This window comes from Bacteroides sp. Phil13 (assembly GCF_001940965.1).
GTDB lineage: Bacteria > Bacteroidota > Bacteroidia > Bacteroidales > Bacteroidaceae > Bacteroides > Bacteroides intestinalis.
The window spans coordinates 94,612-120,008 of record NZ_MSHA01000100.1; the positions used below are offsets into that span (position 1 = coordinate 94,612).

Below are 25,397 nucleotides of genomic sequence, written 5' to 3' on the forward strand. Positions count from 1 at the left end.
GTATGAACAATATAAAAAAAGAAGAAGTGGCTGTCGTTACGGGAGCCGGTGGTACGTTATGTTCGGAGTTAGCTGTAGACTTGGCTCGGAAGGGCTATCGAGTAGCCCTTATAGGTCGTAGTCTGGAAAAGCTGCGGAAGACGGAGAAGATGATAAAAGAGGCGGACGGGAATGTTTTGTCCGTTTCGTGTGATGTTCGCAATTTAGCGGAAGTAAAGAGGGCACATGCTTTGATTAACGAACAGTTTGGTGCATGTTCGATTCTTATTAACGGGGCGGGAGGTAACCAGCCGGAGGCGGTGACTAACATCAATGAATTTAACGAACGGGAATTGGAAGAGGAGCAAGGAGAATTGCGCGGTTTCTTTAATCTGGACATGAGCCGTTTCTTGGATGTGATTGATGTAAATATTATGGGCACGGTTATTCCTTGTCAGGTTTTTGCCCCGGATATGGTTCGGTTGGGCAAAGGATGTATCATCAATTTTGCATCAATGAATACTTATCGGCCTTTGTCGCGGGTACCGGCTTATGCCTTGAGCAAAGCAGGTATTGCAAATTTCACCCAATGGTTGGCTGCCTATCTGGCACCGGCCCATATACGTGTGAATGCCATTGCTCCGGGATTTTTTCTGAATGACAGGAGCCGTAAGCTGTTGATGACTCCGGATGGTAACTTTTCGGAAAGGGGAAGTAACATTTTGCGTCAAACACCCATGAAGCATTTTGGGGAAGCGCAAGAGCTGGTAGGTTGTATGAACTGGCTTATCAATGAAGAAGCTTCCGGCTTTGTAACCGGCATTACCATACCAATTGACGGAGGCTTTCTGGCTTGTAGCGGAGTCTGATTTTAAATTTTGATTAATGAAATGTTTATTATGAAAAACAAGTTTGTAATTCTACCGATTATTGTGTTCTTTAATTTTCTTGCGCTGAATTCACAGCAAATACCGAAGCAGGAAGAAACTTTGAAACACATGCTGTTGGCCAATAATTATTTTATGGTCAAATATCCGGATCCTTGTCAACCTACATTTGTACATACCTTACGGCCAAGCAATATATGGACTAGGGCTGTATATTTTGAAGGTTTAATGGCTTTTCATGCTATTTATCCCCAAAAGGAATTTTACGATTATGCATTGAAATGGGCGGAATTCCATAAATGGGGGTTGGATAAAGGGACTGTTACTCGTCATGCAGACAATCAGTGTTGTGGGCAGACTTATATTGATTTGTATAACATTTGTCCTGATGATCCCAATAAAATCAAGGATATAAAATTATCCATTGACATGATGGTGAATACACCTCAGAACGATGACTGGTGGTGGGTAGATGCCATCCAGATGTCTATGCCTGTATTTGCTAAGTTGGGCAGACTGACTGGAGAACAATCTTATTATGACAAGATGTGGGATTTGTATTCATTCACACGCAACCGTCATGGCGATAAGGGGTTGTACAATCATAAAGACGGGCTTTGGTATCGCGATAAGAGATTTGCCCCGCCTTATAAAGAGCCTAACGGACGAGACTGCTACTGGTCCAGGGGTAATGGATGGGCATACGCTGCGCTGGCGCGTGTCATGAATCTGATTCCCCGAAAAGATAAGCATTACAAGGATTATCTGAAAGACTTTTTGCAGATGAGCAAGGCCATTAAACTTTGCCAGCGCGAAGACGGTTTTTGGAATGTAAGCCTACATGATCCCGGTAATTTTGGTGGAAAGGAAGGTACCGGTACCGCTTTATTTGTATATGGTTTGGCATGGGGAATAAGGAACGGTATTTTGGACCGTGACGAATATCTGCCAATGACCTTGAAGGCTTGGAATGCTTTGGTAAAGGACTGTATGCATCCGAATGGTGCATTGGGATATATGCAAGGGAGAAGTAATAGTCCCAAGGCCGGTCAGCCCTTAACTTACGATTGTATACATGAACCGGAGGATTTTGCAGTAGGCTGCTTTTTGTTAGCCGCTTCGGAAATATATAAATTGAAATAGCATAAATATTATGTATAGAAAAATTTTATTACTCATATGCGGGCTGTTGGGGAGTGTCTCTCTGTTACATGCTCAGAAACTGGTCAAAGCTGGTATGGGATATAGCAGTACGTCTGTTAATACTGCCATTTTTCGGACAAACTCCGTTACTTCGAAAGGAAATATGCAATTTATTGCCTATTATGACGAAGATGGATATCTGACCTTGGGAAAACGCCGTTTAGGAAACGACCGTTTTGAAATACTCCGTTCACCTTATAAAGGAAAATGCGAGGATGCCCACAACGTTATCAGTATTGGTATCGACGGTAAAGGTTATCTGCATGTGGCTTTCAATCATCACAATGCTCCGTTGCAATATTGTAAGAGTGTAGAAGCTTATTCCCTCCGGCTGGATACGTTGCAATCTATGTTGGGTAAAGATGAAAGGAAGGTGACCTATCCCGAATTTTATACATTGAAAAATGGTGATTTGCTGTTTGCTTACCGTTTGGGTAAGTCCGGTCAGGGCAATCTTGTACTGAATAGGTACGATGTGCGGAAAGGCCAGTGGAATCGCTTGCAGGATACTTTGATTGATGGTGAAGGACAGAGAAATGCATACTGGCAAATGTGTGTTGACAGGAAAGGAACCATACATGTTTCCTGGGTGTGGCGTGAGACGTCTGCTGTAGAGACGAACCATGATTTATGCTATGCCTGTTCCAAGGATGGAGGAATCACTTGGCAGAAGTCAACCGGTGAGCAGTATCACCTTCCCATTAATGTGAGAAATGCAGAATATGCATTTAAAATTCCTCAGAAAAGTGAGTTGATAAACCAGACAAGTATGGCTACTGATAAAGAAGGCAATCCTTTTATTGCCGCATATTGGAAAGAACCCGGAGATGCTTGTCCGCAATATCGATTAGTCTTCATAGGAAAAGAAAATTGGCAAATGGTAAAGGTTGCCGATAGGCATACGGATTTTACGTTAAGTGGGCGCGGTACCAAGATGATTCCTATGTCACGTCCTCGTTTGGCTGTTGATACCCGGGGAAAAGGAATATATTATATATATCGTGATGTAGACCGTAATAGCCGGGTGACGGTAGCATACTCGGGTGACCTTTCAAAAGGGAACTGGAATGTGAGTGATCTGACGGATTTTTCGGTTGATGCATGGGAACCAAGTTATGATACAAATTTGTGGAACAAGCGGGGAATGCTGCATCTTTTTGTACAATGTACCTCACAGGGAGACGGAGAGAAAGTGAAGCAATCGGTTCCCCAACAAGTATATGTATTGGAAGTAGATACAAAACAATAAATAATTATGAAACGGGAAGCATTTAAAATGTTTTTGAAGCCGGGGTGCGAAGCTGAATATGAAAGAAGGCATGCACAGATATGGCCCGAATTGAAACAATTATTGTCAGAAAACGGAGTTTATGATTATTCCATTTATTGGGATAAGGATACCAATATCCTTTATGCTTGTCAGAAGATCAAAGGAGAAGCTTCATCCCAAGAAATGGGAAATACTCCTATTGTACAAAAATGGTGGGATTATATGGCTGATATAATGGAAGTCAATCCGGATAATTCTCCAATAAGTATTCCACTTATAGAAGTCTTTCACATGGAATGAAATAGAGATAAGTCTTAAGATTGAATTACACGGACAACTTTATGAAAAAGAATATAGTAATTCTATTTTTGTTGATTGCCGGTTGGGGGTATGCTCAAAAACCAGCTTATCTGGCTTCGAAGTTTACAAATGGATTACGCGATTTTTTTGTTTATTATGATAGTTGTTTTGAGGCAAGACATCATTTACCCGGACTTTTTCCTTGGTTGGAGAAAGATAGAGTGGAAATTAAGGAAATTGTACGAAAGTCACTTGCCATAAAAGAGGAATGGATTCCGGTGATTAAGACCCGAATAAATGGAGTCACACGAAATCGGGACTTCATAGTGCAGCATTTGCAATCCGTTTCGTGGAATAATTGTTACGGTGCAGCTCATTTGTATATTCCGTCCAATAATGATGCGGATAAAGGTTTACCTGTTGTATTGCTGGCTTGCGGGCATGGAAATAACGGTAAACTCTATCCTGCTTATCGGAAAATGGCAGAATATTTGGCTTCCAGCGGCATTGCGGTATTAGTACCGGACAATATTGGTCAGGGTGAACGTCATTTCATGGGACATTATTCCGCTCCCGGAGTTTTTGAGTGTGGACTGACTGTACAGGGATTGATAGTTATGGAAACCATAGGATGGCTCAATTGGATAAGAAAGCAAAGAAATTTTAATATCGAAAAGATTGCTGTATGTGGTAATTCTGGTGGAGGGGCGCTGGGACTATTCTTGGCATCTGTTGTACCTGAAAAATTCTCTGTACTGATTTCATCTGGCTATCCTTCTACGTTCGAGTATGTTGCCCGCAAGGAGAAACGGCATTGCCATTGTAACATTGTTCCGGGAATTATTGGAAAAGTGGAGATGTGGCAGGTTTTGGGGTGTTTTGCACCTAAACCAATGTACCTCCTGCAAGGAAAATCGGATGAATTCTTCCCGGTAGATATCTTTTATCGAGTATGTAGACAAGTAGGAGATGTTTATCACGAATCGAAGGTTTCAGTGAATTTTAAGGCAGATGTATTTAACGGAACTCATGACTGGGATGATACACGTATTTTGGGGATCGCACAATATCTTTGTAGACAATTTGATACTTTTTGTAAGCAATGGGATGAATTTATGGGTAGTACCCGATTAATAGCTTCTGACTGCTATGATAAATGGCCAATCAATGCGCTTGATATAAACAAACTTGCCGAACAAATTTCAGGCAATAAAATTAAAGCCAATAAATTGAGAGATGTTTTTCCGCCATTTCACATTCCAATAGAAAAATCAGAAGTAAATTACAGGCTACCTCGCGGGGATTGTGGAGAAATCTTTGCACAGTTTAATGCTTTTCTTGGATTATAAAAAGTTATTAAGAATAGGGGGACTCTCCATGCTGTTGTGAAGAGTCCCTTTATTTATTTTAATGTTCCTTGGTATACAAAGGCCTTTTCTCCGAAATCTTCTTTAACAGATTTATTATATTCCGGTTTGAACAATCCGAATACGGATGAACCGGACCCTGTCATTGCTGCATATATGGCTCCTTCCTGATAGAGTTTTTCTTTTATCTCTTTGATAGCGGGGAATTGGGGGAATACGCTTTCTTCGAAATCGTTTACCATTCGTTCTTTCCATTCCTCTATAGGCTGCTTTATGACTTCTTTCAATGGAATTTCCTGCCGATGAGGCTTTATTTGCGCAAAAGCATCACGAGTGGATACAAAGATATCCGGTTTTACTAAAACAATCTGATATCCTTTTAAGGATAAGGAAATAGGAGAGAAGATGTTTCCTATTCCCTCTGCATAGGTTGGAGTGTTCCGGATGAAAAAGGCGCAATCCGCTCCTAATCTGGCGGCATACTCTTCTAAGTTCTCATCCGACAATTTCAAATTGAACTTTTCATTCAGCAATTTCAGCATATAAGCTGCGTCCGATGAACCGCCGCCTAATCCTGCACCGGAAGGGATATGCTTGAACAGGTGAATATCTACGGGAGGAAGGTTGAATCTTTCATCTAAAAGCTTATAAGCTTTCACTACTAAGTTGTTTTCTGCTTCTCCCGCAATTTCTAATCCCGCCTGATGCAGACGAAACTTCTGCGTGCTTTCATTCCATATATTGACTTCTAACGCATCTTCTACAGGGACGGGATAGAATACTGTTTCCAGATTATGATATCCATCAGGACGTTTCTCTACAATGTTCAGTCCCAGATTTATTTTAGCATTCGGAAATGTTATCATGGTGTTTTCTATCCATATTCAAAGTGATTTATGTAGCAAATATACGAATTTGTTTAAAGCAGAAAGCAAAATCTGGATATTTTTGTTTATAAAAGAAAGCAGTTTGAACTTGATTGATTTGAAAATAGTAAAAAGGTTGCTCTTGGGGGAGAGCTAACCTTTTTGAGATTTTCTAGTTCTGTAGTAGCTTTAAGATATATTTTCCCGGCATAACAATCCGTGCCTTCATCTGTGGTGAATTGTTGATGTCATAGATGATTTTCCAAATTTTGCCTCCCAATCTTCCGAAGTCCGTCAGTCTGAGAATAGCGTTTTTCTCTTTTATGGATGCAACTTTTTGCCGTTCCAATTCTGCTATCAATCCTTCGTAGTTGTGCGTCTGCCTGTTGAGTGCATACTCTGGAGGAACAAGAAGAATCTCCTCATTCTTCACTGTCTCCCCTTGGGGAGATATAGAGGGGTCTGTTTTATTTTCTTTATTCTCTTTATTTGTTGCTAAAGCGTTGCTTGCCTTTGCATCTCTGATTTTCTGTTGGTTAGCCAGTCCTCCATGCTTGCCTGCCTCTCTGTTCGCTTCGCGCTTGGCTTCCAGTGGTCTCATCCGCAGGATAAGACCGGGCGATGAAAAGGCTGTATCGTCTACCTCAAAGAGTTTATAATTGTAGATAATTCGCTTCGAGGTAGTCACTGTCACTCTCATCTTTTGTGCCAGGATAGGCAGTACCCTCAGATCGGCTTTATATCCGTTCTGTAACCTCAGGAATTCAAGCAGCATCCAGTAGATGCCATATCCTTTCATTCCTTCTTTTTGTATCATCATCATAATTTTAAAGTTATTGCCTGCATTGGCATCATGTAATAAATATGAATCCATAATTCTTCATTCTTAATTTTTCATTCTTCATTTAAACAATCGGTCTCCATTCCAGGAAGTTTTCAATTTGGAAAGTCCTCCATCCTTGCTGTTCCATATCCCAGTATGCTACATGGTTTTTGATGCGCTCAATATCATATTTCCGATGGAAATCGGATTCATAATAAATAAGTGTTCCTCTTGCCATGTAGAATTCGCCATTTTGTTTTCTGTAGGCTATCAGCGCACATCCGTATGGCATGTACTCGGTCAACTGTCGGATACGTAGTGCCATCCATGCAATGGTTTCTTCGGATAAATCGGTTTCTTGCCTGATAAGTTTTTTCCATAGATTTTCTACTCTTTCTTCTTTCGTTACATGATTTGGTTGGTGACCCAACATCTTTTTCTCCATTTTAATAATTTTAGTTGAATATAAATTGTTAATAATCAACCTACTGTGATGGCTACACCTTTTACTCCGGATAGCTACACCCTTTTATGCTTAGGGCTACACCATCCGGGTGAAAGGGTGTAGCCCTTCCACTGTCAGGTTGACGGGGCAAAGTTATGCCCTTTCTTTGGAGTAAACTATCAATGATTTATCCTTACATCATATCCATAGGGGTCTATATGTTCCGTATCTTCCTTTTGTATCACTGCCCATATCTTTCTTAGTTCTGTCATTAAACTGCTTAGTTCCAATAAAGTATCTTCTCCTTTTTCGTGCTTTAAACCATCACCCGATTCGTATAAATGCATTCCCAAAGCGCTTATGGTGTTAATATTTAGACCTCTGAAATAGCCTAATTTGAAACTTCTTAGAACTCCTACATACATGTGGGTTTTTGTACCTGCATAATACCGTTCAGCCAGTAAATTTTCGTCGACTATACTAATTCTGCTTACTGTTCTACTACTGCTTGTGCTCTGATTTACAACTTGATGTGACCTTTTCTTTGTGTCAGATCCATTCTGATTCTCTTTTTTTTAAATCTTTCATATTGCATAAATTTTAATTATGGATTTAACTGATATTTACAGTTAAAAATGTCGCAAAAGTAGAAAATAAAGTTCAGATATGATAATGGAGAGAAGGAAAGTGAAAAGAATGTAATTTTTTGTTGGATTCAAATAGCTGTAAATTAGATTGGTAACTTCGTTTTTGAAGGTGTTTAAAAAAACGTTCGTTTAATGGACGCAAAGATAGAGGTGTTTTTGGAAACGACAAAATGTTTGATAAAAAATCTTCTTGTGATTACTTCTTTTATATGCTAATATTCTGATTATGAGCAATAAAATGGGACTAAAAATATCAGTTAACATCTATTCATTTTATTGTTTTCTTCATCTCCCACTTTTAAAAATAATTGACGTCCATTAAACGAACGTCTAAAAGATACTTTTTATTTGTGACTGGTTCGTTTATAGCTTTTTACCTGTAAGGTAATGAACTACTGCAGAAAATCTGTTGGCAAGAAGGACGCAAAGCTTGCTATATTCTACATAAAGCGTTCGCAAATGATTGAATTTCAAGTGTATGCAAGGAATTCAAAGCCCCGGGAGAACACCCTTTTCTGAAATAATCATAAAATGGAAGTGGAGAAAGAGAGCGAAATATGGTATGCCATGCGTGCTACTTATCGTAGGGAGTTGGATGCTATGCGACTACTTGAAAAAGAAAAGTTGGGTTGCTTTATTCCGATGCAATATAAGATAAGTGTAAAGAAAGGTAAGAAAGTTCGTGTTTTGATGCCCGTCATCCACAATCTGGTTTTTGTTCATGCCTGTCCTTCTGAAGTGAAGCGTGTTAAATCACAGATCAATTACTTGCAATATATAACTGATACTCGTAGTGGGCAGAAAATAATTATCCCAGACAACGATATGCAGCGTTTCATTGCTGTTGCCGGTACCTACAACGACCATCTCTTATACTTCCAACCCGATGAACTGAATTTGTCTAAGGGTACCAGAGTTCGTATTATCGGTGGTGATTTCGAAGGGCAGGAGGGGCTTTTCTTGAAAGTAAAAGGTGCACGCGATCGTCGTGTGGTTATCGAAGTACAAGGGGTTATCGCTGTCGCTTTGGCCACTATCCATCCGGATCTTATAGAAGTCATGACATAACATGCATTCTGCTGTACATCAGTCAACAAGTCAGAATTTATAAATAAATATCAATCATAAACAACATGTCTCTTTCTGAAGAAACACTTACGCTTCAGCGTGCGGCGCACGATCTGATGTATTTGGGTATGGACGGCAGCCCCGTCTACAGCGATGACCTTTTCCGTCGTAACAGTGAGGTTTATCGTTTGACTACCTCTTTATATAATTCCGGAGTTCAAGGTTCTACGGTCAAGGAGCAAGCTGATATCTGTCTCGCTCTTCTGATGGGTTACAACGCTTCCTTTATCGACCATGGTGAAAAACAAGAACATGTTCAGGAAGTCCTGAACCGCTGTTGGGATATTCTTGAAGTTCTTCCCGCTTCACTGTTGAAACTTCGCTTGCTTACCGCCTGCTATGGTGAAGTTTATGATGACCCCTTGGCTGATGAAGCCCGTAAAATCATCGCCGGTTGGACTTCAACTTCACTCACTTCCGAACAACAGGAAGCTATCGAGGAGTTTCAGAATGTGGTGGATAATCCTTATCCGTGGGAATATATTGAGGAGTAGAAAAAACAACAAATAAGTCTTTTCTTAGAAGAAAAAGTTCTTTTTTCACTCTGCCCGACGAGTATCAGCGATTTTTGAGCGATGTCCTCAAGATATCGCAAGGTAGGTAAGCGTCCAAAAATGGCGTCTTGACCTGTTCTCGTTTAGTCTTTACCTTTGCTGCACACTTTAAAAACAACTTTATGAAGTGTATCTTCCTTGTGATGATGACAGCCAATTCCATCTGTATGACGAGGTTGTTCCCAGTACTCATATCACCGCCTCTTTATTATCATATCTCCTGTTCAACCGTTATCAGATGTGCTTTCCCGATTATGGCAAATCGAAGAACTGTCTATTTGATATGGACTGGAATGCTTGCCGCCAGAATCTGGTCAATTGGGCAGATAAGGGTTCTGTTCAACTCAACAAGTTGATCCTTGCTTTGAAGAGTATCGCTTTAGAGTCGGGGGCTAATGTGAATGTTGATGAGACCTGGTGCCGTTACCAGAGACTCACTTCGGCCATAGGAAAACCTATATGTGGTGCCTTGTGAACAGGAAATCGTGTATTGTGATCTTCTTTCATCAAAGCTGTGAAAAGGGCTGTTTCTTCTTGGAACAGATTGCTAAACTTTATAAGTGTGAAGATGACTACCGTCGGATAAATTGACGGCAACCGAGACTAAGGGAAAACGTAACGATGTTTATACGAATGGAATTGTAGAGCGTTTACGGAGCGAGCTTTATGATTTGCTTGCATTACCCGAAGAAGAGATGAGCGATTTAATGCGAACGGTTTTGAATTATCTCCATAAGTTTTGGAATCAACTTTTTGTTTATCGCAAAGACGGAGAATATACAATTGATAATCTTGCTGCCGAACGGACGATACGCCCCTTGACCGTTTAGAGAAAAAACTGTTTATTTTTCTGTAGTACGAAAGGTGCTTTGCGATCGGCAGTTTACAATACTTTTATTGAAACCTGCAAGCAGGCGGGAATCTGCTTCCGATCATTCTTCTGCAAGTATATGACGGAGATCAGGAAGGACCGAACGGATTATGAAAACCTGCTTCCTATGACAATATGTCTAACGAATTAGTGAAAACAATTTAAAACTTAATATCCAAGACAAGTGACGAGTGCCTACTAGCACTCGCCTGAAAGGTGTATACCATGTTTTGGACGCTTACAGGTAGATGACAGAGGTGTCATATTTATTGAAAATATAGTTTTGGCTATGAAAAAATAATAAACTTGAAAAATTACTCGCATTTTAATATGCTTTATTAGGAAATTTATCTTTCTTACTTTCATGATAGATAATAGCTTAAACAAACAGAGAGGATACAGAACTGCTTTTAAAGCAACTAGTTTATTTGGTGGTGTTCAATTAATTACTATTGTTATTAGTGTTCTGAAATCAAAACTTATTGCAGTCTGGCTGGGAACAACTGGATTTGGTATAATGGGGTTGTTTAACTCTTCTATAGCCTTGCTCTCGTCTATAACCAACTTGGGGTTGCAAAATAGTGCAGTTAGAGAAATAGCAGCTGCAAGTGCAGAAAGTAATTTGTTTAAATTTTCAGCTTTAGTTAAAGCTATTAATCGATGGGTCTTATTGACAGGTTTATTGGGGGCTTTAGTAACCATTGCATTAGCTCCTTGGTTGAGTCGTTGGGTCTTCGCTTCTGATAAATTTGTTTTTTCTTTTGCTTTACTGTCTATTATTGTCCTTTTAACAGGTATATACACTAATCATTATGCTTTGTTACAGGGAACAAGAAAGCTTAGAGCAATGGCGTTAGCTAATGTTTATGGTGCTTCTATTGGTTTCCTTTGTTCTGTTCCTATGTTCTATTTTTTCAGAGAAGACGGAATTGTATATGCTCTGATATTGTCAACCATCTCTATAACTATTGTTAGTTATTCTTATGCAAAGCAAGTAAAAACGGTAACGATCAGTCAAACTCTTAAAGAATCGTTTGTAATAGGTTTGCCTACAGTAAAGTTAGGGTTTTTGATGGCCTTAAGTAGTATTTCTGTTTACTTGGTTCAATTTATTGTTAAAACGTTTATAACACAATATGGTAGTTTGGAGGATGCAGGCTTATACGAAGCGGGTTGGGCAATAAATGCTCAGTATTTAGGCTTGGTTTTTACGGCAATGTCAAAGGATTATTATCCCCGTTTATCTCAATTGTCAAGTGATAATATAAAGATGATGAATGCTGTAAATCAGCAGGGTGAAATTGCAATTCTGATATTAGCACCTATGATTATTGCTTTGGTGGTATTTCTGCCTTTTGTAATTAATTTGCTATACTCCAGTGACTTTTTAGATATTATACCAATGACTAAATGGCTATTAGTGGGTTCTATGTTGAAAGCTGGTTCTTGGGCTATTTCCTATGTCTTCTTGGCTAAGGGAGCAGGCAAGATTTATTTGTTTAATGAAATGGGAATCAAATGTATTACTTTACCTTCCTATTTATTAGGTTATGCTTTTGGTGGACTATTAGGTATAGGTTATGCTTTTGTTTTCTGCTATTTCTGTTATTTCATTTGGGTTGCTGTTGTTGCTTTTAAGCGATACAACATAATTTATTCTTCAGTTTTTCTAAAAGTTCTTTTGTTTACATGCTTCTTCTTGTTTTTTTACGCTATATCTGAGGTGTATTACCCTACGGCTCTCGTGCGGTATTTAGTCGGCTGTACTGTGCTTTTTATTATTAGTATTTATTCTTTTGGGGAATTAAAAAAACGTTTAATAAGTTGATTATGGATCTTACAAATAGTAAAATAATAGATTTACCCAAGATTTTGGATAAACGAGGTAATCTGTCTATCATTGAGCAATACAAGAATATACCTTTCAAAATAGCCCGTACTTATTGGATTTATGATGTCCCTGGTGGTGAAAAAAGAGGCGGGCATGCTTATAGAGAAAATGAAGAGTTTATAGTTGCGTTATCCGGTAGCTTTGATGTTGTGTTGGATGATGGGAAGAACAGAAAAACCTTTTCGCTGAATCGATCTTATTATGGTTTGTATGTTCCTAAAGGGTTGTGGCGGGAGATGAATAATTTTTCTACTAACTCATTGGCATTAGTATTGGCTTCTCGACCCTATGATGCTGATGATTACATTTATGATTATCAATCATTCTTGAAATATAATGAGGAATAATACTACAGTTTTCAGTTGTTCAATAATTGAACTTCCTAAAATAGAAAATCGCTCAGGTAATATAACTCCTATTCATGGTAATGTTAATATTCCATTTGATATTAAGCGTATATTTTATTCATATGATATTCCTGGTGGCGAAGCCCGTGGAGCTCATGCTCATAAGGAATGTCACCAGTTTTTGATTGCTGCAAGTGGTAGTTATGAAGTGGTGTTAGATGATGGAATAAATAAGCGTACAGTATTATTGAATCGTCCATTCTATGGGTTACATATTCCTCCTGGTATTTGGGCTTCAGAACAAGGGTTTTCTTCAGGTTCCATCTGCCTTGTATTGGCTTCTCATGGTTATGATGAGAAAGATTATATAAGAGATTATAAACAATTCATAACATATAAAGAAAATGAAAGCAAGTAAACTCGGATTATATTTTGAAGAATTTGAAGTTGGTGAAAAAATTCAGCATTCGTTGTCTAAGACTATATTTGAAAGTGACAATAATTTCTTTAGTCTATTGACCATGAATCATCATCCTGTTCATACCAACATGGATTATGCTCAAAGTAATCAATATGGAAAAATTTTGGTAGTAGGTACTTTAGTCTTCTCATTAGTAGTTGGGATGACAGTACCTGATATTAGCGGTAAAGCTATAGCAAATCTAGGTTATGAGGACATAAAACATTTAGCTCCTGTTTTTATTGGAGACACGCTTTATGCAGAAACAACAGTTCTTTCGAAACGTGAATCTCAAACGAAAAAAGATAGAGGCATTGTTTCTGTTGAGACTATTGGATATAATCAACGTGGAGAAAATGTAATAAGTTTTTGCCGTAATGTTTTAATAAAGAGAATAAGCTGATATGGAACATTTATTTCGGAGTTTAATGTTTGTCCCTGCTCATAATGAGAGATTATTGAATAGTGCTTCTCGAAGTAATGCAGATGTTTTGTTGCTTGATATAGAAGATTCAGTTCCTGGTATTGATAAACAGTCTGCAAGAGATAATATAATCCGTTATATTACGGATGGGATTTTTAAGGGCCGTGCAGTTTATCCAAGGATAAATGACCGAGAGAGCGGTGAATTATTAAGAGATGTGTATCAATTGACAATTCCCGGCATAACAGGTTTTATGTATCCAAAATCTGTTAAAGGTGATGACATTTATTTTATTGGTAAATTACTTGAAACTGTTGAGTATGAAAAGGGATATCCGATTGGAACATTCAAATTAATTCCTTTAATAGAAACAACTGGTGCTGTTATGAATATAAAGGATATTTGTATGGCATGCAGCCGTGTGGTTGCAGTTGCTTTCGGTTGTGAGGATTATGTGACTAATTTACAAGGTAAACATGATTTAGTAGGTGACAGTATTTTCACAGCACGTTCATTAATAGCATTGAGTGCACGTGCTTGCGGTATACAACCTATTGATACTGTTCATATTAAGGTACATGATTTGGACGATCTGGAAAGAAATTTAGTTATTTCTAAAAAATTGGGATTTGAAGGAATGCTTGTCTTAAATCCGAAGGAGTTGGATTTGGTTCATCGGTATTTCTCTCCTACAAATGAGGAAGTGGAATGGGCTGCAGAGATGATTACTTTGTCTAATGAAGCTATTCATGCAGGTAAAGGGGTTGCTGTAAAAGATAACAAGTTTATTGGTCCTCCAATGGTAAAGATGGCTAATAACATCCTACAAAAAAATGAGTTAGTACGAAATGCTGATAAAAATATAAAGAAATAGGGTTATGAGTAAGAAAGTTGTGATAATAGGTGGCGAGGGCAATGGAGGGGTCATAGCCGCATGTATAGAGGATAATCGCATTCGGTTTAATGATTTGGAATGGGAAGTTGTTGGCTTTGTTAATGATTATGAGAAAGAGGTTTGTGGTTATCCTGTTTTAAGTGGAACTGATAATATAAAAAAGTTGTTGGATAATTCAGAGTATTATTTTATGTGGGGCATTCACATGATTGGTCGGAATGTTTTGACAGAAAAAGTGTTTAGAAAAGTAGATATACCTAAGGAACGCTTTGCAACAATCATTCATAAGACAGCTTTTGTTTCTCAAAGTGCAATATTGGAACCTGGGGTATTTATCATGTCTAACTGTTATGTAGGCCCTCAATCTCATATAGGACAATGCACATTAATGATGGCCAATTCCTTAATAGGTCATAACACGACGGTTGGCCCTTTATGTCACTTCTCTGTGGGTTCTATTACTAGTTCTTATATAACAATAGGAAAATGTTCGGATGTCACTTTGGGAGCAAAGGTTATTGAGAAAAGAAAAATTGGTGACTTTGCAGTAGCTGGTGCTGGCAGTTTGGTAACCCATGATATTCCGGATTATGAGATTCATGTAGGTACACCTGCTAAGTTTATGAAACGTGTTAGAGAGGATTAGTTATGATAAAGTTTTTAGATTTACAAAAGATAACTCAGAAATATTCTGATGAGATTCACGAAGCGGTTAATCGTGTAGTAGATTCTGGCTGGTATTTGCAGGGAAAAGAAAATGAGACATTTGAAATGAACTATGCGCAATATATCGGTACTAAATATACTATTGGTTGTGCCAATGGTTTGGATGCACTTATTTTGATTTTTCGTGCTTATATAGAAATGGGTATAATGGATCCTGGTGATGAAGTTATCGTCCCAGCCAATACTTATATAGCGTCCATATTGGCTATTTCAGAGAATGGTTTAAAGCCTGTTTTGGTAGAACCAAGCTTTGAAACTTATCAAATAGATGATTCTAAAATAGAAGAAGTGATAACTGCAAGAACAAAAGCTATTCTGATAGTTCATCTTTATGGTCAATGTGCTTATACAGATAAGATTGGAGAGTTGTGTAAAAAGTACAATTTGAAATTGGTGGAGGATAATGCACAGGCTCATGGGTGTAAGTTCAATGGTAGAAAGACGGGTTCTTTAGGTGATGCGGCTGGACATAGCTTTTATCCGGGCAAAAATCTTGGTGCATTTGGTGACGCCGGTGCGGTGACTACTAGTGATGATGAGTTGGCAAAAGCAGTGCGGGCGATGGCTAATTATGGTTCGCAAAAGAAATATGTCTTCAAATACTGTGGAAGAAATAGTCGGTTAGATGAAGTTCAGGCAGCAGTTTTGGATGTAAAGTTGAAACATTTGGATGAAGATATAGCGATTCGTAAAAAAGTGGCGAAGTATTATATAGAACATATTACTAATCCTCAGATAATACTTCCTATAATAAAGAACTGGGATGCACATGTATTTCATATTTTCACTATTCGTACAAATAAACGTGATGAATTACAGAAATATTTACTGGATAATGGAGTGCAGACTATAATTCATTATCCAATACCTCCTCATAAACAAGAATGTTATAAAGAGTGGAATCATCTTACATTATCTATTACGGAAAAGATTCATAATGAGGAACTTAGCTTGCCAATGAGTCCTGTGATGACAGAGGAAGAGGCTAAAAAGGTGGTAGAAGTGATTGATAATTGGAAGTGTGAAAATTGATGAGGAAATTACCTTATTATTTTATGCCATACATGTATGAAGGTCTTCTTTTTACTGTCATATCTACTTAAATGAGAATGCTAATAAGCTTGATTAGTGTAGATTGTTGCTACCATAATTGGAACAGTTAATGATGTCTTAGTGGAGTAACTTATATTGCATCTATTGTCTGATAATAATGGTGGTTTTGTTTTGGAAAATAATTTTATTAAATCATAATTAATGCGAATCTTAATAATTGGCGAATATAGTGCTTTTGCTAAGAACTTGAGTAGTGGATTGAAAAAACTAGATCATACAGTACTAGTCTTTTCGTGGGGTGATGGTTTTAAGGAGATTAAAGATGAAGGAAGCGTAAACATTAATGTTAGTAACTATAGATGTTTGGGTATTCAGATAAAAAAGAGTCATAAATTACGTTCTTTGTTTGCCTCATTGGATTTACAAAGAGTAGTTAGGAAATTATCAGCTCAAGAGAAGTGGGATATTGTTTTAGTGATAAATTCTTCTTTTCTAAGAAAAGAGCACCAAATATGGAAACCTCTATTTTCGAAGAGTATGATTATTTCTCTAATACAGGATCCATCAAATATCTTCTTGTCTGCATGTGGTAATGATGTGGTTTATGATTCATATATGCCAATGTTGGGGAGGAAAGGTAAAGAACAAAAGCGTTTTACACCGGATGTAGAAAGAAATGAGCTGAAATTGTATAATGATTATCAGACTTATATTTCTAAGGTAATACCAGTTACTTATAGTTATGCTGAAGCATATAGAAAATCTCTATATGGAAAATGTTTTCATTTGTTACCTACGATTCCACTTCCTATAGATATTAGTAAGCTGGACTTTGGAAATGAAATATCTGATCGTATTGTAATATTTCACGGTATAAATAGACCTTTTAAAGGTACTAAAATAATTATGAAGGCGATGGGCATGCTTAAGGCTAAATACCCCAATAAAGTGGAAGTGATAGCAAAAGGAAAAATGCCTCTAAGTGAGTATTTGGATTTGATGAAAAGAACTAATATAGTGGTGGATCAATGTAATAGTATTTCTTATGGGATGAATGCTCTTTATGCTATGGCTATGGGAAAGGTTGTTTTGAGTGGAAATGAACCTGTAAACTTAAAGGAATTCAATGTAGATTATATTCCTGTTGTGAATATTTGTCCAAATGAGGAGCAAATATTTCAAGAATTAGAAAGATTGATTTTGGATAGAAATCTTATAGTCCAATTAGGTCATGAGTCAAGAAAGTATGTGGAAAAAAATCATGATTGTATGATTATTGCAAAGAGATATTTAGAGCAGTTTCGTGTATACGTAGATACACAAGTTTAGCACAGCATTATTAATAGTGTTGAACAACATAATGCTTTATTAAGGATATAAATATCAATTAAAAAATAAGTGTTGTTCAATGAAAATACCTAAAATCAATAGATAGTTCTAAACTGAGTGTCCAAATGATTTATAATGCATTATTATTTGTACCACTATTAGGTGTAATGGTAGAAACTATATATACTTCTAAAGTTACAGTACTATCTAATCGTTATTTTTTATTGATTTCTCTTTTTTTTATAGGGGTGGGGGGATTGACTAAAACAAATGGATTGGATATTAATGCTTATACAGCAATATTTGAAAGCCCAATAACGGCAAATGATATATGGGAATTTGGTCAGTTTGAACCATTTTTTTTATTACTTTGTAATTGTTTTCCATCATATGAATCGTTTATATTTGTGTTTATGGTTATTAATTTGATTTTCATATCAAGAACAATAAAACGATACTCGCCTTATACCTGTTTATCCCTTTTTGTATATATTACAGGGTATTATTTGTTAGGACCTATGGGACAAATACGACAAGCAATTGCAATTTCAATAATGATATATGCATGGAGATATTTTAATGAAAAAAGAATATTATTCTGGGTAGCTATAGCTAGTCTTTTTCATTACTCTGCTATAATTTGCATTTTGTTATATTTTATTCCCGATAAACTAAAAAGTGTAAAGTTTTATGTGTTAATAGTGGCTATTTCAGTAATTGTATATATTCCAATACAAGGAATTATGATGAATTTATTAGCAAATGTCATGGGAAATAGTCTAGGTGTCGCAGGTGCTAAAGTAGCTTTGTATTTATCTACTGAATCAACGCAGATTAGTATATTATACTTAATGTATAAGTTATTGATTTTATCTCTTCTACTTTGGAAGAGAAATGCACTGCTTAGTATAAGAATTTTTCCAAAACTATTGAATATTTATGTTGTGTCAATACTTATGTGGCTTTTTCTATCTTTTTCAGGGAGTCTAGGTGGAAGATTATCTTTATATTTTTCTATGACTGAGATATTGCTATTACCTTATATATTTTGGGCTTTTCGTAACGCCCAACTTAGGTTTATTGTTTATCCAATATTTATAACTCTTTGTATTTATCAGTATTATTCATTTCTATATGAATATGCTTTTATATTTTTACCATATAAATCAATTTTCTCATGAAAATTTTATATCTTATAACTGGCATGTTTAATTCAGCTGGGATGGAACGCACAGTTGCCAATAAAGCTAACTACTTTTCTGAGAGAGGACATGATGTAACAATTATTACTACTGACCAGTGTAAGCAAGAATATTTTTATTATATATCTCCAATGGTAACTAAAGTTGATTTAGATATAGACTTTTCAAAGGAGGATGACAGGGACATAATTACTAGAACATTGGTGTTTTATAAAAAGAATAAACTATTTAAGAAACGATTAAAAGAATATCTATGTCTTCATAAACAAGATGTAGTAGTTTCACTTATGTTTAAAAGTGTTGATTTTTTATACAAAATTAAGGATGGTAGTATAAAAATCATAGAGCATCATTTTTCTAGAGATATCTATATTCAACAAAGTGAAGCATTACAGTGGGGTTTGTTAAAAAAAATAATTTATAAGGTAAGAGAATATTTTATAATACATAATTTGGCGAGGTATGCTTGTTTTGTTGTATTGACTCATGAGGATGCAGTAGAGTGGAGAAAATGTTTAAAGAATGTAATAGTCATGCCAAACAGTATTGAGTATCATAAAGAATTGTTGGCACCTTTGCAGAATAAAATTGTAGTTTCTATAGGACGGTTGGATTATCAAAAGGGATATGATCTTTTTCTTCCTATATGGAAAGCTGTTGTATCTGAACATCCAGAATGGAAGCTTAGTATTTACGGGAATGGAGTGATGAGAGATGCTTTATTTGATAAAATTGAGGAACTTGATTTAATATCATCTGTTAGCATCTATGATTCCGTTACTGATGTGAATTCAGTTTTAATGGAGGGGGGGATTTATGTACTTCCTTCTAGATATGAAGGTCTTCCTATGGTGATGCTTGAATCTATGAGTGTTGGGTTACCAGTAATTGCTTTTAAATGTAAATGTGGTCCTCTTGATATTATTGAAGATGGTAAAGATGGATATTTGATAGAGTGTTTTGATAGCCAGTCTTTTATAGAAAAATTAAACTATTTAATGGATTATGAGGAGGTTAGGATATCTATGGGGATAGAATGTAAGCGAAAAATGGCAAACTATTCACATGACGTGATATGTAAAAGATGGGAACAATTATATCGAGACTTAATAAATAAAAGTTATATATATGAGTAAGAGGGTGCTTTTTTATTCAAGCGTAACCTCAAAAAAGTTGTTTGATACGCAAAAATTTTATCGAATAGATATTGATATACTTAGGGATTTAGGATATACTGTGATCTTGTCAAACAAAGTCTTTGACGTTCTCTCATTTTGGAAATACGATTTTGTATTTGCTTATTTCTATCGAAAAGCTTTTTTGGTAGCTTTGTTTGCACGGCTTTATGGCAAAGATACTTATTTTACTGGGGGAATTGATGACTTAGATGAAAGTTATGCTTCATCTAAACGATATCTTATTCAGAAAATATTATTCAATTTATGTTACCTAATTTCTAAATCTTGTATTATAGTATCTCATTCAGATTTAAAAAATATAAAGAAGTGTTTATGTTACAAAACACTTAAGAAAACTTCCTTTTCAGAACATGCAATTAATACTGATGTTTTTTCTAATTCATTAAGTAAGAAGGATTATTTTCTATCCATTGGCTGGATGGGAAGCATAGAAAATGTGCAAAGAAAGGGGATTGATACTGCCATTAAACTTTTTGCACGAATAAGAGAAATACCCAAATTTGAACACTATAAATTTTTTATTATTGGTAAAGAAGGAGATGGAACCTCATATCTTCAGTCGTTGATAAAAAAGCTAAATTTGAATGATTCTGTTAAACTGATAGGGGAATGCCCAGAAAATGAAAAGATAATGTATTTGAAGCAAAGTCGGTATTATTTTCAGCTTTCTAAATATGAAGGCTTTGGGCTGGCTGCATTAGAAGCATTATGCGCAAATTGTATCCTAATTCATTCTGGTAAGGGAGGATTATCTAATCCTGTCTATTCAAATCAACTTCTCTTTGATATTGATAATGTTTTTGACAATGAACTCTCTGTGCTAATTGAGAAGATAAGTTCCTTTAGTCCTCCAATCCTAAATAATGATATACTGTTGTATTATGATATCCAAAGAAGAAAGGAAGATCTCAAAGCAATTATTTCAGATGAATGTAAATAGAGTTAATATTTAAATCATTATGTCAGTATTCAAAGACAAAGTTTTATTAATTACCGGTGGAACTGGTTCCTTCGGTAATGCTGTTTTGCGTCGTTTTCTTGATTCCGACATCAAAGAGATCCGCATATTTTCCAGAGATGAGAAGAAGCAGGATGACATGCGTCATCACTTGCAGAATCCCAAAGTGAAGTTTTACATTGGGGATGTGCGTGACAAACGTTCAGTTGATGATGCAATGAACGGCGTGGATTATATCTTCCATGCCGCTGCCTTGAAACAAGTTCCCTCATGTGAATTTTTTCCCACGCAGGCCGTTCGTACCAATGTCCTTGGTACAGAGAATGTCCTTGATTCAGCCATTGAACATGGTGTAAAGAATGTCGTGGTCCTTTCCACAGACAAAGCCGCTTATCCCATCAACGCCATGGGCATCAGCAAAGCCATGATGGAAAAAGTCGCCATTGCCAAAGGTCGTCAATTGGGGGAGGATGGCGCTACTACCATCTGCTGTACCCGTTATGGTAATGTAATGGCCAGCCGTGGTTCTGTGATCCCTTTATGGGTGGAACAAATGAAGGAAGGCAATCCTATTACTATAACGGACCCCAACATGACCCGTTTCATGATGACTCTGGATGATGCCGTAGACTTGGTACTGTATGCTTTTCAGCACGGCCATAACGGTGACCTTTTTGTCCAGAAGGCTCCTGCCGCTACACTGGATGTCCTGGCTGATGCGCTGAAAGAGTTGTACCATAGTACTGCTGAAGTCAAAGTCATCGGTACCCGCCACGGAGAGAAGCTGTATGAAACGCTGGTGACCCGTGAAGAGATGTCTAAGGCCATCGATATGGGTGATTACTACCGTATCCCCTGTGATACCCGCGACCTGAACTATGACAAATTCTTTGTGGAAGGCAGTGAGGAAGTCTCCCGTATAGAAGACTACCACTCCCATAACACCCACCGCTTGGATGTGGAAGGCATGAAGCAACTTCTCCTGAAGCTTTCCTTTATCCGCGAAGACCTTCATCTCTAATTCTTTCTCATTCTTAAAAAACTTAATGATTTTATGATACGAGTTGGCATAACGGGCCAGCCCGGCTTTGTAGGTACCCATCTCTACAATGAGCTCGGTCTATTTCCTGATGAATTCCTGCGTATCCCCTTTGAAGACTCCTATTTTCAGAGCGAGGATAAATTGCGTTCTTTTGTGCGTGAATGTGATGTTATCGTGCATCTGGCCGCTATGAACCGCCACCCGGATGCCCGTGTGCTTTATGATACGAACATCGGTCTGGTAAGCCAGTTGATATCCGCCATGGAAGCTGAGAAGGTAACTCCACATGTGCTATTCTCTTCTTCTACGCAGGAGGAACGCGATAATGAATACGGACGTTCCAAACGCGAAGGGCGTAGGCTGCTTGAAGAGTGGGCGGGACGGAACCGTGCCAGTTTTACCGGTATGGTCGTTCCCAATGTGTACGGTCCTTTTGGTCGTCCCAATTATAACTCTTTCATCGCTACTTTCTGCTATAAGTTGACTCATGGGGAAACTCCTGAGGTCCTTCAGGACAGTGTGGTGAATCTCATCTATGTGGGTAATCTCTGTAAACATATTATTGGGAAGATACGCGAAGCCGCTTCAAATGATGTTCAGGTGATTGAACGTGATTCAGTTCCTTATGACTTTGAGAAGAAAGTAACTACGATATTAGGTGTATTGGAAAACTTTAAATCTCTCTATTTCGATCAGGGTATCATTCCTGTCCTGAAGGATAAGAATGAAGTGAATCTTTTCAATACTTTCTGCGGTTATATTGACTTTGTTTCCGTCTATCCCCGTAAGCTGGTAAAACACGAAGACCCACGCGGTATGTTTGTGGAAACTGTTAAATTGGGTATTGGCGGGCAAGTCTCTTTTTCCACTACAGTTCCCGGTATCACACGCGGCAATCATTATCATACCCGTAAGATTGAACGTTTTACCGTTATCCGCGGAAAAGCCCGTATTCAGTTGCGTAAGATAGGTACGGATGAAGTTCTGAACTTCTATCTGGATGGCAATGAGCCTTGTTATGTGGATATGCCCGTCTGGTATACCCATAACATCACCAATATCGGGGATGAAGAACTCTATACCCAGTTCTGGATCAATGAATGGTATGACCCTTCTGACGGTGATACTTACTTTGCCCCTTGTAATAACACTGAAAACTATAAACAGAAATGAGCAAGCTTAAATTAATGACTATTATAGGCACCCGTCCGGAGATTATCCGCCTGTCTGCCACTATTAAACGTTGTGACCAATATTTCGATCAGGTACTGGTACATACGGGTCAGAATTATGATTACTCCCTGAATCAGGTGTTCTTTGAAGACCTGGGGCTTCGTGAACCTGACTACTACCTGAATGCTGTAGGGAAAGACCTTGGCGAGACTATCGGCAATATTATCGCTAAGTCTTACCAACTTATGGCAGAAATGCGTCCTGATGCGGTTCTCGTACTAGGTGATACAAATTCCTGCCTTTCCGTTATTGGCGCCAAGCGTCTTCATATCCCTATCTTCCATATGGAAGCGGGTAACCGCTGTTTTGATGAATGCCTTCCTGAAGAGACGAACCGGAGGATTGTCGATGTGACCGCTGACGTGAACCTTTGCTACTCCGAGCATGCCCGCCGTTACCTAAATGCTGCGGGTACTCCTAAGGAACGTACTTATGTGGTCGGTTCACCCATGGCTGAAGTTCTGCATAACAATCTGGAACAGATCAAGGGGAGTGATATTTTGGAAAAGCTTAAACTGGAAAAAGGAAAATATATTCTTCTGTCCGCCCATCGTGAAGAGAATATCGATACGGAGAAGAATTTCCTCAATCTGATGAATGCGGTTAATGAAATGGCAAAAAAATACGATATGCCTATTCTCTATTCTTGCCATCCGCGATCCAGGAAATTCATCGAACAGCGTGGCTTTGTATTTGACGAGCGGGTGATCCGTCACCAACCTTTGGGCTTTCATGCTTATAACCATCTTCAGATGAATGCTTTTGCTGTAGTTTCAGATTCGGGCACCCTGCCTGAAGAGAGCAGCTATTTCCTTTCAATCGGTCATCCTTTCCCTGCTGTTTGTATCCGTACGAGTACGGAGCGTCCCGAGGCTTTGGATAAGGGTAACTTTATCTTGGCCGGTATTACAACGGAACAGGTGTTGCAGGCTGTTGATGTGGCGGTGGAGATGAATCGTGCTGGAGCTTTGGGTATCCCTGTCGATGACTATACGGATGAGAATGTTTCGGTTAAGGTTGTGAAACTGATTCAGAGCTACACCGGGGTAGTGGATAAGATGGTTTGGAGAAAATATTGATTTGGAAGGATGAATATTCTGTTTCTTACTTTGCATCCTATTTCTGATATTTCTGAAAGAGGTATCTATACGGACCTGACGCGTGAGTTTATCCGTCATGGTCATCAGATATATATTGTGGTTCCTGCTGAACGCCGTTTTCATCTTCCCACAGGAATAAAAGAAAGTGACGGAGCTAAGATATTGAGTGTGAAAACTCTGAATATTCAGAAGACTAATCTTATAGAAAAAGGTCTTGGGACCTTGCTATTAGAATATCAGTATCAGCGTGCAATACGTAAATACTGGAAAAATATAAAGTTTGATCTGATACTGTATTCCACTCCTCCCATCACTTTCAACCGGGTGATTTCTTCTGTGAAGAGACGATGTGAAGCAAAAACGTATCTTTTGTTGAAGGACATATTTCCTCAAAACGCGGTTGACCTGGGAATGTTTTCAAAAGGCAGCTTTATATATAAGCTGTTCCGCAAGAAGGAGGAGAGACTTTATCAACTTTCCGACTATATTGGCTGTATGTCTCCCGCGAATGTGGAATATGTATTGAGACATAATCCTTCGATAACAGCAGAAAGAGTGGAGGTATGCCCTAACAGCATTGAATTGTACGGGAAGGAATCAGAATATAACAATGGCGGTTTGCTCCAAAAACTGAATATTCCAACGGATAAACTATTACTCATTTATGGTGGTAACTTGGGGCGTCCACAAGGAATTGATTTTCTGATGGATGTATTGGCTGCTAATGAGAAACGAACTGATACTTATTTTGTAGTAGTTGGTAACGGTACTGAATATGGGAAGATTTCTCAATGGTTTCGGAATAATACTCCTCATAATTCCTGCTTAATTCCATCTCTTCCCAAGCAGGAATACGATGATTTGGTGAGTGCATGTGATGTAGGCCTGATTTTTCTGGACAATCGTTTCACAATTCCTAATTATCCTTCCAGATTACTATCTTATTTAGAAAACAGAATGTCCGTGCTGATGGCTACGGACATGAATACGGATATTGGTCCAATTGCCGAAAAGAATGGATATGGTTTATGGACGGAAAGTGGAAATCTGGAAACATTTATGGAGATGGTTGAGTTTGTTGCCGAGGACAGAGAAAGGTTAAAGTTAATGGGTGAGAAAGGGTATGATTACCTGAAGGACAATTATACCGTAGAGAGAACATACAGGATTATTATGAAACATTTCCAATAACCAAAAT

26 protein-coding genes and 1 pseudogene are annotated in these 25,397 nt (G+C 37.8%); 23 read left to right on the forward strand and 4 right to left on the reverse strand.

Annotation, left to right across the window (positions count from 1 at the left end):
• The first annotated feature begins 2 nt into the window (after nucleotides 1-2).
• From BWI44_RS19545 to BWI44_RS19565, 5 genes are read left to right on the forward strand one after another with little or no spacing between them, the layout of a single operon-like run.
• On the forward strand, nucleotides 3-848 hold the full coding sequence (locus BWI44_RS19545) for an SDR family NAD(P)-dependent oxidoreductase (protein ID WP_044532875.1): 846 nt from the start codon (nucleotides 3-5) through the stop codon (nucleotides 846-848).
• 30 nt (nucleotides 849-878) lie between these two features.
• The gene (locus BWI44_RS19550) at nucleotides 879-2,009 is read left to right on the forward strand and encodes a glycoside hydrolase family 88/105 protein (protein WP_286816047.1); all 1,131 of its coding nucleotides are present in this window, start codon (nucleotides 879-881) and stop codon (nucleotides 2,007-2,009) included.
• A gap of 10 nt (nucleotides 2,010-2,019) precedes the next feature.
• The gene (locus BWI44_RS19555; protein ID WP_286816049.1) at nucleotides 2,020-3,318 is read left to right on the forward strand and encodes an alpha-l-rhamnosidase; all 1,299 of its coding nucleotides are present in this window, start codon (nucleotides 2,020-2,022) and stop codon (nucleotides 3,316-3,318) included.
• Between the two features lie 6 nt (nucleotides 3,319-3,324).
• Entirely contained in the window at nucleotides 3,325-3,639 is a 315-nt protein-coding gene (gene rhaM, locus BWI44_RS19560) for an L-rhamnose mutarotase (protein ID WP_007663220.1), read from the forward strand.
• Between the two features lie 41 nt (nucleotides 3,640-3,680).
• Nucleotides 3,681-4,988, forward strand: a complete 1,308-nt coding sequence (locus BWI44_RS19565; protein ID WP_007663219.1) for an alpha/beta hydrolase family protein — start codon at nucleotides 3,681-3,683, stop codon at nucleotides 4,986-4,988.
• Nucleotides 4,989-5,041: 53 nt separating this feature from the next.
• Here BWI44_RS19565 and ispE read toward each other — a convergent pair whose 3' ends face one another.
• The 4 genes from ispE to BWI44_RS19585 all read right to left on the reverse strand — a co-directional run bounded on the left by ispE (nucleotide 5,042) and on the right by BWI44_RS19585 (nucleotide 7,487).
• Nucleotides 5,042-5,872 (reverse strand): 4-(cytidine 5'-diphospho)-2-C-methyl-D-erythritol kinase, encoded by an 831-nt coding sequence (gene ispE / locus BWI44_RS19570; RefSeq protein ID WP_195208880.1) that lies wholly within the window; start codon nucleotides 5,870-5,872, stop codon nucleotides 5,042-5,044.
• Nucleotides 5,873-6,044: 172 nt separating this feature from the next.
• The gene (locus BWI44_RS19575; RefSeq protein WP_007663216.1) at nucleotides 6,045-6,746 is read right to left on the reverse strand and encodes a DUF4373 domain-containing protein; all 702 of its coding nucleotides are present in this window, start codon (nucleotides 6,744-6,746) and stop codon (nucleotides 6,045-6,047) included.
• A gap of 31 nt (nucleotides 6,747-6,777) precedes the next feature.
• Nucleotides 6,778-7,140 carry an SH3 beta-barrel fold-containing protein gene (locus BWI44_RS19580; protein WP_044535398.1) on the reverse strand — a complete coding sequence of 121 codons (363 nt, stop codon included), beginning with the start codon at nucleotides 7,138-7,140 and terminating at the stop codon, nucleotides 6,778-6,780.
• Between the two features lie 179 nt (nucleotides 7,141-7,319).
• On the reverse strand, nucleotides 7,320-7,487 hold the full coding sequence (locus BWI44_RS19585) for a hypothetical protein (RefSeq protein ID WP_227073402.1): 168 nt from the start codon (nucleotides 7,485-7,487) through the stop codon (nucleotides 7,320-7,322).
• A gap of 831 nt (nucleotides 7,488-8,318) precedes the next feature.
• On the opposite strand from BWI44_RS19585, the gene BWI44_RS19590 reads away from it, so the two are divergent.
• The 18 genes and pseudogenes from BWI44_RS19590 (at nucleotide 8,319) to BWI44_RS19680 (ending at nucleotide 25,390) form a co-directional block, all read left to right on the forward strand.
• Entirely contained in the window at nucleotides 8,319-8,855 is a 537-nt protein-coding gene (locus BWI44_RS19590; protein WP_286816054.1) for a UpxY family transcription antiterminator, read from the forward strand.
• Nucleotides 8,856-8,920: 65 nt separating this feature from the next.
• Nucleotides 8,921-9,409: a UpxZ family transcription anti-terminator antagonist gene (locus tag BWI44_RS19595; RefSeq protein ID WP_118448138.1), complete on the forward strand. Its 489-nt coding sequence runs from the start codon at nucleotides 8,921-8,923 to the stop codon at nucleotides 9,407-9,409.
• 187 nt (nucleotides 9,410-9,596) lie between these two features.
• Nucleotides 9,597-10,491 (forward strand): annotated as a pseudogene (locus BWI44_RS22405) (IS66 family transposase); the annotation flags it as partial.
• 213 nt (nucleotides 10,492-10,704) lie between these two features.
• Nucleotides 10,705-12,168, forward strand: coding sequence for an oligosaccharide flippase family protein (locus tag BWI44_RS19610; protein ID WP_118448136.1), 1,464 nt, complete (start codon nucleotides 10,705-10,707; stop codon nucleotides 12,166-12,168).
• A 2-nt stretch (nucleotides 12,169-12,170) separates the two neighbouring features.
• A complete protein-coding gene (locus tag BWI44_RS19615; protein ID WP_118448134.1) occupies nucleotides 12,171-12,578 on the forward strand; it encodes a sugar 3,4-ketoisomerase in 408 nt (135 codons plus the stop codon).
• On the forward strand, nucleotides 12,568-12,996 hold the full coding sequence (locus BWI44_RS19620) for a sugar 3,4-ketoisomerase (protein ID WP_118448132.1): 429 nt from the start codon (nucleotides 12,568-12,570) through the stop codon (nucleotides 12,994-12,996). The genes BWI44_RS19615 and BWI44_RS19620 overlap by 11 nt, the downstream gene beginning before the upstream one ends.
• Complete coding sequence (locus BWI44_RS19625) at nucleotides 12,983-13,441, forward strand: MaoC family dehydratase (RefSeq protein ID WP_118448130.1); 459 nt, start codon at nucleotides 12,983-12,985, stop codon at nucleotides 13,439-13,441. Before BWI44_RS19620 ends, BWI44_RS19625 begins: the two co-directional genes overlap by 14 nt.
• 1 nt (nucleotide 13,442) lies before the next feature.
• Complete coding sequence (locus tag BWI44_RS19630) at nucleotides 13,443-14,336, forward strand: HpcH/HpaI aldolase/citrate lyase family protein (protein WP_286816061.1); 894 nt, start codon at nucleotides 13,443-13,445, stop codon at nucleotides 14,334-14,336.
• 4 nt (nucleotides 14,337-14,340) lie between these two features.
• Entirely contained in the window at nucleotides 14,341-15,003 is a 663-nt protein-coding gene (locus BWI44_RS19635) for a PglD-related sugar-binding protein (RefSeq protein WP_118448125.1), read from the forward strand.
• Between the two features lie 2 nt (nucleotides 15,004-15,005).
• Nucleotides 15,006-16,115 carry a DegT/DnrJ/EryC1/StrS family aminotransferase gene (locus BWI44_RS19640; protein ID WP_286816064.1) on the forward strand — a complete coding sequence of 370 codons (1,110 nt, stop codon included), beginning with the start codon at nucleotides 15,006-15,008 and terminating at the stop codon, nucleotides 16,113-16,115.
• Nucleotides 16,116-16,337: 222 nt separating this feature from the next.
• The gene (locus BWI44_RS19645; RefSeq protein ID WP_286816066.1) at nucleotides 16,338-17,465 is read left to right on the forward strand and encodes a glycosyltransferase family protein; all 1,128 of its coding nucleotides are present in this window, start codon (nucleotides 16,338-16,340) and stop codon (nucleotides 17,463-17,465) included.
• A 125-nt stretch (nucleotides 17,466-17,590) separates the two neighbouring features.
• On the forward strand, nucleotides 17,591-18,646 hold the full coding sequence (locus BWI44_RS19650; protein ID WP_118448119.1) for an EpsG family protein: 1,056 nt from the start codon (nucleotides 17,591-17,593) through the stop codon (nucleotides 18,644-18,646).
• Nucleotides 18,643-19,803 (forward strand): glycosyltransferase family 4 protein, encoded by a 1,161-nt coding sequence (locus BWI44_RS19655; RefSeq protein WP_118448117.1) that lies wholly within the window; start codon nucleotides 18,643-18,645, stop codon nucleotides 19,801-19,803. Before BWI44_RS19650 ends, BWI44_RS19655 begins: the two co-directional genes overlap by 4 nt.
• Nucleotides 19,796-20,806: a glycosyltransferase family 4 protein gene (locus tag BWI44_RS19660; protein ID WP_118448115.1), complete on the forward strand. Its 1,011-nt coding sequence runs from the start codon at nucleotides 19,796-19,798 to the stop codon at nucleotides 20,804-20,806. The genes BWI44_RS19655 and BWI44_RS19660 overlap by 8 nt, the downstream gene beginning before the upstream one ends.
• Nucleotides 20,807-20,825: 19 nt before the next feature.
• Nucleotides 20,826-21,845 (forward strand): polysaccharide biosynthesis protein, encoded by a 1,020-nt coding sequence (locus tag BWI44_RS19665; protein ID WP_286816067.1) that lies wholly within the window; start codon nucleotides 20,826-20,828, stop codon nucleotides 21,843-21,845.
• A gap of 33 nt (nucleotides 21,846-21,878) precedes the next feature.
• Nucleotides 21,879-23,039, forward strand: a complete 1,161-nt coding sequence (locus BWI44_RS19670; protein WP_286816068.1) for a polysaccharide biosynthesis C-terminal domain-containing protein — start codon at nucleotides 21,879-21,881, stop codon at nucleotides 23,037-23,039.
• Complete coding sequence (locus tag BWI44_RS19675) at nucleotides 23,036-24,178, forward strand: UDP-N-acetyl glucosamine 2-epimerase (protein WP_286816069.1); 1,143 nt, start codon at nucleotides 23,036-23,038, stop codon at nucleotides 24,176-24,178. Before BWI44_RS19670 ends, BWI44_RS19675 begins: the two co-directional genes overlap by 4 nt.
• Before the next feature lie 9 nt (nucleotides 24,179-24,187).
• On the forward strand, nucleotides 24,188-25,390 hold the full coding sequence (locus BWI44_RS19680) for a glycosyltransferase family 4 protein (protein ID WP_118448107.1): 1,203 nt from the start codon (nucleotides 24,188-24,190) through the stop codon (nucleotides 25,388-25,390).
• Nucleotides 25,391-25,397: the final 7 nt, after the last annotated feature.